Raw genomic sequence first — 3,114 nt, forward strand, 5'->3', positions numbered from 1 at the left:
TTGCCGCCGCCGCCCGCCCCGGCGCCGCCCACGCCCGTCGCCACGCCCGGCACCAGCGCCACGCCGCCGGTGGCCCGGCCGGAGGAACGCTCGACCAGCGTGCTGAACACGCTGGAGCGGCTGCGCCAGCAGCAGGCGGCCAACCGCCCGCCCACCGCCCGGCCCGCCGCACAGCCCGCCCGTCCGGCCGCGCCCGGCGGCGCGCCGAATGCGACGGACCAGCTCAATGCCGGCGAGCGCGCCGCGATCGGGGAGCGGGTGGGCGAATGCTGGCGGGTGGACCAGGGCATGCTCGGGCTGTCCGAGATGCGCGTCAGCCTGGTTGCCATTGTCGATCGTGAAGGCGTGATCCGGAATGTGTTGCCCGGACCCGAGGGGGTACCGAGCGAACCGCGCGCCCGCGCGCTATACGAACAGGCGCGCCGCGCGTTGCGGGACCCGGCCTGCAGCCCGCTTCCGGTGCCGCCGGGCCGCCTGCAGGCGGGTGAAAACCGCTTCCAGTTCAATTTCTCGCCGAGGGGATTTCTCCGATGACCATGCCGGACTTCGGCTTCACACGGCGCAGAGTCTTTGCGGGCCTGGGTGGCACGGTGGTGGCCAGCCTGCTGCCTGATTTCGCCCTGGGCCAGCAGGCCCCCACCACCGTCATCGACGTGACCCGCGCGCGGACGGACCCGGTGCCGATCGCCGTGCCGGACATGGCGGGCGCCGGGCCGGATGCCACGCGCGTGGGGCGCGACATCGCCCGCGTCATCCAGGACAATCTCCGCAATTCCGGGCTGTTCCGCCCGGTGGCCCGCCAGGCCTTCATCCAGACGCCGGAAATGGCGGCCGCCAATCCGCGCTTCCAGGATTGGCGGGTGATCGGCGCCCATGCGCTGACCACCGGCCGGGTCGAGGAATCCGGCGGCCGCCTGCGGGTGGAATTCCGCCTGTGGGATGTGCTGGCGGATACGCAGCTGCAGGGCACCGCCTTCACCGCGCCAGCGGCGCAATGGCGCCGAATCGCCCACCTGATCAGTGACGTGATCTATGAGCGGCTGCTGGGCGAGAAGGGCTATTTCGACACGCAGATCGTCTACATCGCCGAATCCGGCCCGCGCGACCGCCGCACGCGCCGCATGGCGCTGATGGACCAGGACGGCCAGAACCACCGCTTCCTGACCGATGGCAGCTTCCAGGCCCTGACGCCGCGCTTCCACCCGACGGCGCGGCAGGTCGCCTTCATGTCCTATTTCCGCAACCAGCCGCGGGTCTATCTGTTCAACCTGGACAGCGGCCAGCAGCAGGTGCTGGGCAGCTTCGGCGGCATGACCTTCAGCCCGCGCTTCGCCCCCGACGGCCGCAGCGTGATTCTCTCGGCCAGCCGGGGCGGGGACGCGAATATCTTCTCGGTGGATATCGCCAGCCGCCGCGAACGGCAGCTCACCTCCGGCGGGTCGCTGGATGTCTCGCCCTGCTATTCGCCGGATGGCACGCAGATCGTCTTCAACTCGGACCGTGGCGGCGACCAGCAGCTTTATGTCATGTCCGCCGATGGCGGCGGGGCGCGGCGCATTTCCTTCGGCAATGGGCGCTATGCGACCCCGGTCTGGTCGCCGCGCGGCGACCTGATCGCCTTCACCCGCATCAGCTCCGGCCAGTTCGCCATCGGGGTGATGCGGCCGGATGGCTCGGGCGAGCGGATTCTCAGCGAGGGCTGGTCGATGGAGGGCCCGACCTTCGCGCCGAATGGCCGCGTGCTGGCCTTCTACCGGGAAACCCCGGCGCGCGACGCGCGCGGCGGCGGCTATTCCTCCCGCCTTTCGCAGATCGATATCGCGGGCTTCAACGAACGGCAGATCGTGACGCCGACGGATGCTTCGGACCCGGCCTGGAGCCCCTTGCTCTCCTGACAACCGGTTGTTCACCTCCGCCGCGCCAGGATCCGGCGCGGCGGAGGTAACCTGCCTTGTTCCTGCCGCACAATTTCTTGATCATGTCGGGCCGTCGGTGTGGCCCGCCCACTTCGTGCCCCGATCCGTGCTTCCCATTTGTACCATGCCAATCCTCGAAGGGTTCCGATTCCCATGAACACCAAGCTCCTCGGCGCGTTCGCCGCCGTGGTCCTGCTCTCCGCCTGCGGCAGCAGCACGGAGCAGTCCTCCGCAGCCACCGGCGGCGGCGCCGAGACCACCACCAGCGGTCCGCGCCCGGGCAGCCAGGAAGACCTGGTGGCCAATATTGGCGACCGCGTGTTCTTCGACACCGACCGCAGCAACATCCGCGCCGACCAGCGCGTGGTGCTGGACCGCCAGGCCGGCTGGCTGGCACGCTTCCCGCAGGTGCAGGTGGCGGTCGAGGGTCATGCCGATGAGCGCGGCACCCGCGAGTACAACCTGGCGCTCGGCCAGCGCCGTGCCAATGCGGCGCGCGATGTGCTGGTGGCCGGTGGCGTCGCCCCGGCGCGGGTTGACACCATCTCCTACGGCAAGGATCGCCCGGCCGCGCTCGGCTCGAACGACCAGGCCTGGTCGCAGAACCGCCGCGCCGTCACGGTGGTGCGCTGAGTCGCCGGGGCGAACCGGCAGGGGGCCTTTTCGCCAAGGCTCCCTCCGCTTTGCCCTGGACTCTCACGGCACTTCGTTGACGCGGCCACTGGCCCCGGATGCGGCGCTGCCGTATCCGGGGCATTGCCGCAGCATGAAGGAGCCCCGCATGCGACTATTCCGAACCGCCCTGCTCGGCCTTGGCCTCTCGATCTTCGGCCTGTTGCCAGCCCAGGCGCAGATGGAGACGCGGGAGGGCATCGCCCTGCAGAACCAGATCCTGCAATTGCGGCAGGAGGTGGAGATGCTGCGCCGTGGCGGCGTCACCGCCATGCCGGCGCCGATGACCGCCCCCTCCGCCCTCGGTGGCCGCCCGGTGCCGCCGGGTGGCGCGCCGCAGACCGAACTGGTTGGCGCGCTGCTCGACCGCGTCGCGCGGCTTGAGGAGGAACTGCGCAGCGTGCGCGGCCGCGCCGAACAGTCCGAGTTCCGCGAACGCACCCTGCAGGAACGGCTGGAGAAGCTGGAAGGCGATGTCGATTTCCGCCTCCAGCAGATCGAGGGCCAGCGCCAGGGCAGCGCCACG

Annotated in this window: 2 protein-coding genes and 2 pseudogenes; all 4 read left to right on the forward strand. The window is 70.6% G+C overall.

Features of this window, described 5'->3' with window-relative positions; genetic code table 11:
• Positions 1-534 (forward strand): annotated as a pseudogene (locus Q8S40_RS14330) (hypothetical protein); the annotation flags it as partial.
• Positions 531-1,895 carry a Tol-Pal system beta propeller repeat protein TolB gene (gene tolB / locus Q8S40_RS14335; RefSeq protein WP_304808524.1) on the forward strand — a complete coding sequence of 455 codons (1,365 nt, stop codon included), beginning with the start codon at positions 531-533 and terminating at the stop codon, positions 1,893-1,895. The pseudogene Q8S40_RS14330 and the gene tolB, both read left to right, overlap by 4 nt.
• A 174-nt stretch (positions 1,896-2,069) precedes the next feature.
• On the forward strand, positions 2,070-2,549 hold the full coding sequence (gene pal / locus Q8S40_RS14340) for a peptidoglycan-associated lipoprotein Pal (RefSeq protein WP_304808523.1): 480 nt from the start codon (positions 2,070-2,072) through the stop codon (positions 2,547-2,549).
• Between the two features lie 148 nt (positions 2,550-2,697).
• Positions 2,698-3,114: pseudogene (locus Q8S40_RS14345) on the forward strand (hypothetical protein); the annotation flags it as partial.

This window comes from Falsiroseomonas sp. (assembly GCF_030695085.1).
GTDB lineage: Bacteria > Pseudomonadota > Alphaproteobacteria > Acetobacterales > Acetobacteraceae > Falsiroseomonas.

Coding starts and splice junctions, on each gene's coding strand:
- tolB (WP_304808524.1), top strand. CDS start 531: ATGACCATGCCGGACTTCGGCTTCACACGGCGCAGAGTCTTTGCGGGC.
- pal (WP_304808523.1), top strand. CDS start 2,070: ATGAACACCAAGCTCCTCGGCGCGTTCGCCGCCGTGGTCCTGCTCTCC.